We start from the raw sequence: 5,729 nt of genomic DNA, 5'->3' as shown, positions 1-5,729 counted from the left end.
ACGACCAGGTCCTCCCGGAGGCCGGGCACCTGCCAGTCGAAGCTCTCCGCGGGCACCTGGTTGAGCAGCGGCAGCGGGATGTCCACCGTGACGCCCGACCTCGGCCGGCAGGTCGTCGAGGCGGGTCACGAGGTGGCCGTACACGGCTGGGCGCACGACAACCTGCTGCTGCGCGGACCGCTGGCGACCGGACGGGACCTGGCCCGCGCCCAGGCCCTGATCGCCGACGTCACCGGCCACACCCCCCGGTTCTTCCGCCCGCCGTACGGGGTGCTCACCGGTGCGGCGCTGCTGGCCGCGCGTCGGCTGCGGCTGCAGCCGGTGCTGTGGAGCTGCTGGGGCCGGGACTGGACCCGGTCGGCCACCGGCGACACCGTGTACGAGACCGTCCGCGGCGGCCTCTCCGGCGGCGGCACGGTCCTGCTGCACGACTCCTCGTGCACGGCCGCCCCGGGCGCCTGGCGGTCCGGGCTCGCCGCCCTGCCCCGGCTGCTGGCCGAGTGCCGCCGGCAGGGGTGGACCGTGGGGCCCCTCGGTGGGCACGGCGGTCAGGTTCGGTGACCCTCGCGGTGGTGGCCGCCGTCGTGTCGGCGTTCAGCTTCGCGCTCTCCACCACCCTGCACCAGCGGGCGGCGAAGCAGCAGCCGCTCGGGCGGGTGCTGGACCCGCGTCTGCTCTGGCGGCTGCTGCGTACCCGGCTGTGGCAGCTCGGCTGGGCGCCGGACGTGGCCGGCGCGCTCGCCCAGGCGCTCGCGCTGCGCTACGGGCCGTTGGCCGTCGTGCAGCCGGTGCTGGCCAGTGGACTGTTCATGGCGGTCCTGCTCGAGGCGGCCTGGAACCGTCGGCCGGTGCAGCGGCGGGACCTGGTCGCGTGCGTGGTCGGCAGTGCCGGCCTGGTGGGCTTCCTGGTCACCGTCGAACCGCGGGCCGGGGTGAACGACCCCGGCAGCACCGCCTGGGCAGGGGTGGCGGCCGGGGTGAGCGGCGCGGTGCTGGCCTGCCTCCTGGCGGCCCGATCGAGCACCGGCGCGGCCCGGGGCGCCCTGCTGGGCGTCGCCAGCGGCGTCCTCTACGGCACCGCGGCGGCCCTGCTCAAGGCGGTGGCGACCCGGTTCCACGGCGACTTCCTCGCGCTGTTCACCGATCCGCGCCTGGCGGCACTCGCGGTGGTCGTCCTGGTCGGGGTGCAGCTCAACCAGAACGCCTTCCAGAGCGGGCGGATCGCCGCCCCGCTCACCGCGCTCACCCTGGCCGAGCCGCACGGGTTGCCTCCTGCCTGTGGGGGAGCCCAGGCTGGCAGCGGCGGGCCGGTTTCCTTCAAGTAACCCGGGGGTGGGATGGACGTCGCCGACTGGCGTTCGCCGGAACTCGTGGCTGGTGACTGCCCGCTGTCGCGCACCCTGGACATCGTGGGCGGCCGGTGGAACGCCCTGATCATCCGGGCGTTGCTGGACGGTCCGATGCGGTTCACGCAGCTGCGCGTCGCCGTCGGCCCGGTCACCGCGAAGGTCCTCACCGAACGGCTGCGGCTGCTGGCCGACTACGACGTGATACGCCGCGACGAGCGGCCGGGCACGCCGCCGCGGGTGGAGTACGCGTTGACCCCGCGCGGGCAGTCGCTGCGCCCGGTGCTGGCCGAGTTGTGGCGTTGGGGCGTACGGGACGAGGCGAGCTGGGCCGGTTGACGGTCAGCGGGCGACGGCGGCCACGGCGTCGGCGATCGGGGTCTCCCCGCCGACCAGTTCCAGGGTCAGCCCGGCGGTGCCGGGGGCGTAGAGCAGGGCCAGCAGGACGCGGGCCACGTCGGCGCGGGTCACCGGCCCGGCGGGCGCGTGCCGGTCGAGGGTGATCCGCCCGACGGGTTCGTCGTCGGTGAGCCGGCCGGGGCGCAGCACGGTCACGTCGAGGTCCCGGCCGGTGATCTCCTGCTCGGCGGCCTTCTTCGCCCGCAGGTACGCCGCCCACACCTCGTCCCGGCCGGGCGCGGGCGGGGCGTCCACGCCCATGGAGGAGACCAGCAGGTAGCGGCGCACCCCGGCGGCCTGCGCGGCGTCGGCGAGCAGCACGGCGGCGGCCCGGTCGACGGTGTCCTTGCGGGCGGCGCCGCTGCCCGGCCCGGCTCCGGCGGCGAACACCACCGCGTCGGCGTCGGCCAGGTGGGCGGCGACGGTGTCGACGTCGGTGTGTTCCAGGTCGCAGACGACCGGCTGCGCGCCGGCGGCGCGCAGCGCGGCCGCGTGGTCGGGGTTGCGGATCAACCCGACGGCGGTGTCGCCGCGCCCGGCGAGTTCCCGTTCCAGCAGCTTGGCGATCTTGCCGTGGCCTCCGGCGATGACGACGCGCATGCCCTCAACGTAGCGGCGTGGTGGCCGGCCCGCCCGGCTTGCGGCGCAGCCCGGCTCACTGGCGCCGGGTGGGCGGCGGGCGGGGGTTGAGGCAGCATGGACGGGTGACGGAGCGGTTCGAGGCGTTGAGCGGGCTGGTCGCCGCCGGGGACGTGGTGGTGCTCAGCGGCGCGGGGTTGTCCACCGAGTCGGGCATCCCCGACTACCGGGGGCCCAGCGGCGCGGCCCGCCGGCACACCCCGATGACGTACCAGGCGTTCACCCGCGACCCGGACGCCCGGCGCCGCTACTGGGCGCGTAGCCACCTGGGGTGGCGGCTGATCGCCCGGGCCGCCCCCAACGCCGGGCACCGGGCGGTGGCGCGGCTGCAACGCGCCGGCCTGGTCGGCGGGATCATCACCCAGAACGTCGACGGGCTGCACACCGCCGCCGGGGCCACCGGGGTGATCGAGTTGCACGGCCGCCTGGACGAGGTGACCTGCCTGGACTGCGGCAACCTCACCTCCCGGGAGGAGTTGGACCGGCGACTGGCCGAGGCCAACCCGGGCTTCGACGCGCACATCGGGCACGTCAACCCCGACGGCGACGTCGACCTGCCCGACGAGGCGGTGGCCCGGTTCCGCACCGTGGACTGCGGCATCTGCGGCACCGGCATGCTGAAACCGGACGTGGTGTTCTTCGGCGAGACCGTGCCCGCGCCCCGGGTCGCCGACTGTTTCGCCCTGGTCGAGCGGGCCCGGGCGCTGCTGGTCCTCGGCTCGTCGCTGACCGTCATGTCGGGGCGGCGGTTCGTCATCCGGGCGGCGAAGCACGGCATCCCGGTGGCGATCGTCAACCAGGGACCCACCCGCGGTGACGGGTACGCCGCCGTCACCCTGGACGCGCCGCTGGGGCGGGTGCTGACCGACCTGGCCGACCGGGTGGCCGCCGGGGCGTCCCCGCCGGTGGTGGCCGGCGCGGCGCCGGCGGGGGCGCAGCCGGCCGCCGTGTGAGCGCCGACGGCCGGGGTAGGACATGAGGCGGAAACACGGTCGCTGGTAGCGTTGACCATGCCGGTACCACCCACGCGGGAGAGACCGCCCGGGAACACCCCGGACGGCGCCGAAGGGGCAGCTTCCTCCCCGGAACCTCTCAGGCAAAAGGACCGCGTGGGCAGGCGCTGTGGAGCGCTTCGTGCGTGACTCAGGGGGAGGCCGACCCGTCGACCTCGCCCCCGCAAGGAGCGCAGCGCATGACCGCAGAGCAGTTCGCCGACCGGCACATCGGCCCCGGGCCGGACGATGAGCGCCGCATGCTGGAGACCGTCGGCTACAGCTCCATCGACGAGCTGATGGACGCGGCGATCCCCGAGGTGATCCGCTGGCACGGCACCCTGGACCTGCCCGCCCCGGCCGGCGAGCGGGAGGCCCTGGCCGAGCTGCGTGCCCTCGCGGCCCGCAACACCGTCGCCGTCTCCATGATCGGCCTGGGCTACCACGGCACCCACACCCCCGGGGTGATCCGCCGCAACGTGCTGGAGAACCCCGCCTGGTACACGGCGTACACGCCGTACCAGCCGGAGATCAGCCAGGGGCGCCTGGAGGCGCTGCTGAACTTCCAGACCATGGTCACCGACCTGACCGGGCTGGCCACCGCCAACGCGTCCATGCTCGACGAGGGCACCGCCGCGGCCGAGGCGATGACGCTGGCCCGCCGCGCCGGCAAGAGCAAGAGCAGCGTGTACGTCGTTGACGCGGACACCCTGCCGCAGACCGTCGCGGTGATCGCCAGCCGGGCCGAGCCGCTCGGCATCGACGTGCGGGTGCTGGACCTGGACACCGAACAGCTGCCGGGGGAGTTCTTCGGCCTGCACCTGCAGTATCCGGGCGCGTCCGGGGCGGTACGCGACCACGCCGGTCTGGTCGAGGCCGCCCACGCGGCCGGGGCGCTGGTCACCGTGGCGGCGGACCTGCTGGCGTTGGCGCTGCTGCGCCCGCCCGGTGAGATCGGCGCGGACATCGCCGCCGGCACCACCCAGCGGTTCGGGGTGCCGATGGGCTTCGGCGGCCCGCACGCCGGCTACCTGGCGGTCCGCTCCGGCCTGGAGCGGATGCTGCCCGGCCGGCTGGTCGGGGTGTCCAAGGACGCCGACGGCAACCCGGCGTACCGGCTGGCGTTGCAGACCCGCGAGCAGCACATCCGGCGGGAGAAGGCGACCAGCAACATCTGCACCGCGCAGGTGCTGCTGGCGGTGATGGCCGGCATGTACGCGGTCTACCACGGCCCGGACGGGCTGCGGGCCATCGCCCGGCGTACCCACGAGATGGCGGCGCGGCTCGCGGCGGGGCTGCGCGCCGGCGGCGTGCAGGTCGCGGACGTCGCGTTCTTCGACACCGTGACCGCCGTCGTGCCGGGGCGGGCCGCGCAGGTGGTCGCCGCCGCCGCGGAGCGCAACGTGAACCTGCGGCTGGTCGACGCCGACCGGGTGGGCGTGGCCTGTGACGAGACCACCACCGGGGCGCACCTGGCGGCGGTGTGGGCGGCCTTCGGGGTCGAGGGTGTCACCGGCGAGGTGGACGCGGCGCTGCCGGCCGAGCTGGCCCGCACGTCGGACTTCCTCACCCACCCGGTGTTCCGCAGCCACCACTCGGAGACGGCGATGCTGCGCTACCTGCGCCGGCTGGCCGACTTCGACTACGCCCTGGACCGGGGCATGATCCCGCTGGGCTCGTGCACGATGAAGCTGAACGCCACCACCGAGATGGAGGCGATCACCTGGCCCGAGTTCGCGCACCTGCACCCGTTCGCGCCGGAGGAGCAGACCGCCGGCTACCGGGAGCTGATCGGGCAGCTGGAGGCCTGGCTGGCCGAGGTGACCGGCTACGACGCGGTCAGCGTGCAGCCCAACGCCGGCTCCCAGGGCGAGCTGGCGGGCCTGCTGGCCATCCGCGCCTACCACCGCCAGCGCGGGCAGGGGTACCGGGACGTGTGCCTGATCCCGTCGTCGGCGCACGGCACCAACGCCGCGTCGGCGGTGATGGCGGGCATGCGGGTGGTGGTGGTCGGCTGCGACGCGGACGGCAACGTCGACCTGGTCGACCTCGACGCGAAGATCGACAAGCACCGCGACGCGCTCGCCGCGATCATGGTGACGTACCCGTCGACGCACGGGGTGTACGAGACGGGCATCGCGCAGCTGTGCGCGAAGGTGCACGACGCCGGCGGTCAGGTGTACGTCGACGGGGCGAACCTCAACGCCCTGGTCGGGTTCGCCAAGCCCGGCAGGTTCGGGGCGGACGTGTCGCACCTGAACCTGCACAAGACGTTCTGCATCCCGCACGGCGGCGGTGGCCCGGGCGTGGGCCCGGTGGCGGTGCGGGCGCACCTGGCGCCGTTCCTGCCCGG

At 75.0% G+C, this 5,729-nt stretch carries 6 protein-coding genes, 1 pseudogene and 1 riboswitch; of the genes and pseudogenes, 5 read left to right on the top strand and 2 right to left on the bottom strand.

Annotated elements, in window-relative coordinates; genetic code table 11:
* A pseudogene (locus tag ACWEVO_RS28325) lies at window positions 1-95 on the bottom strand (DUF3418 domain-containing protein); the annotation flags it as partial.
* Here ACWEVO_RS28325 and ACWEVO_RS28320 point away from each other — a divergent pair.
* From ACWEVO_RS28320 to ACWEVO_RS28310, 3 genes are read left to right on the top strand one after another with little or no spacing between them, the layout of a single operon-like run.
* Entirely contained in the window at window positions 79-561 is a 483-nt protein-coding gene (locus tag ACWEVO_RS28320) for a polysaccharide deacetylase family protein (RefSeq protein ID WP_452310539.1), read from the top strand. The pseudogene ACWEVO_RS28325 and the gene ACWEVO_RS28320 sit on opposite strands and share 17 nt — an antisense overlap.
* A gap of 11 nt (window positions 562-572) precedes the next feature.
* A complete protein-coding gene (locus ACWEVO_RS28315) occupies window positions 573-1,325 on the top strand; it encodes a DMT family transporter (protein ID WP_452310538.1) in 753 nt (250 codons plus the stop codon).
* A gap of 12 nt (window positions 1,326-1,337) precedes the next feature.
* On the top strand, window positions 1,338-1,685 hold the full coding sequence (locus ACWEVO_RS28310) for a winged helix-turn-helix transcriptional regulator (protein WP_452310537.1): 348 nt from the start codon (window positions 1,338-1,340) through the stop codon (window positions 1,683-1,685).
* A 3-nt stretch (window positions 1,686-1,688) separates the two neighbouring features.
* On the opposite strand, the gene ACWEVO_RS28305 is transcribed toward ACWEVO_RS28310, so the two are convergent.
* Entirely contained in the window at window positions 1,689-2,345 is a 657-nt protein-coding gene (locus ACWEVO_RS28305) for an NAD(P)H-binding protein (protein ID WP_452310536.1), read from the bottom strand.
* A 104-nt stretch (window positions 2,346-2,449) separates the two neighbouring features.
* Between ACWEVO_RS28305 and ACWEVO_RS28300 the strand changes: the two genes are divergently transcribed.
* Both ACWEVO_RS28300 and gcvP read left to right on the top strand, forming a co-directional pair.
* On the top strand, window positions 2,450-3,337 hold the full coding sequence (locus ACWEVO_RS28300; RefSeq protein ID WP_452310535.1) for an NAD-dependent protein deacetylase: 888 nt from the start codon (window positions 2,450-2,452) through the stop codon (window positions 3,335-3,337).
* 65 nt (window positions 3,338-3,402) lie between these two features.
* A riboswitch (glycine riboswitch) is annotated at window positions 3,403-3,502 on the top strand.
* A 74-nt stretch (window positions 3,503-3,576) separates the two neighbouring features.
* Window positions 3,577-5,729, top strand: a 2,153-nt coding sequence (gene gcvP, locus ACWEVO_RS28295; RefSeq protein WP_452310534.1) for an aminomethyl-transferring glycine dehydrogenase, incomplete at its 3' end; no start/stop codon positions are given.

The sequence above is a fragment of the Micromonospora sp. NPDC003776 genome (assembly GCF_053605645.1).
This window is presented reverse-complemented; position numbering and strand designations above follow the sequence as displayed.

Coding starts and splice junctions, on each gene's coding strand:
- ACWEVO_RS28320 (WP_452310539.1), top strand. CDS start 79: ATGTCCACCGTGACGCCCGACCTCGGCCGGCAGGTCGTCGAGGCGGGT.
- ACWEVO_RS28310 (WP_452310537.1), top strand. CDS start 1,338: ATGGACGTCGCCGACTGGCGTTCGCCGGAACTCGTGGCTGGTGACTGC.
- ACWEVO_RS28305 (WP_452310536.1), bottom strand. CDS start 2,345: ATGCGCGTCGTCATCGCCGGAGGCCACGGCAAGATCGCCAAGCTGCTG.